The sequence below is a fragment of the Halobellus sp. Atlit-38R genome (assembly GCF_003665925.1).
GTDB lineage: Archaea > Halobacteriota > Halobacteria > Halobacteriales > Haloferacaceae > Haloquadratum > Haloquadratum inordinatus.
In genome coordinates, this window is sequence record NZ_QXIJ01000340.1 from 1 (window position 1) to 453 (window position 453).

At 68.9% G+C, this 453-nt stretch carries 1 pseudogene; it reads left to right on the forward strand.

The window, feature by feature from the left end:
* Positions 1–84: 84 nt before the first annotated feature.
* Positions 85–453: pseudogene (locus D3D02_RS19730) on the forward strand (hypothetical protein); the annotation flags it as partial.

Here is a 453-nt window from a genome sequence, read left to right on the forward strand (position 1 = left end):
CCGGCGCGGTTTTCTCTCACGCCGAACGTATCGAACCACAAGACTGTTATCCTAGTTTTCTGATTGACAGAGACGAGAGTCCTCATGAAGCGCCGCACGTTCCTCCAACTGACCGGTCTCGGGGCCGCCGGCGGGCTCGCCGGCTGTCTCGGCTCGAACTCCCCTCCCCCGCGAAAGTCCAGCGTCGTCTCCGACTTCGAGGTGTCCGACGGCTCGCTCGTCGTCGACCTCGCCGACCAGACGTGGGTGATGTCCCGCTACGAAGCCGCCGACCAGTCGTCGCTGTCAGGGTTCGACCCGCAGTCGCTGGCCGCGCTCAGTCCCGTCGGGGTCGCGAGCGCGAAAGGAAAGGGCGGCGGCGGTGGCGGCCGCGGTGCGACCGGTCGCGGCACAGGCGGCTACGCCTCCGCTCCGCGGACCGTCCACGGCCACGCGTGGTACCACGGCGGCGAC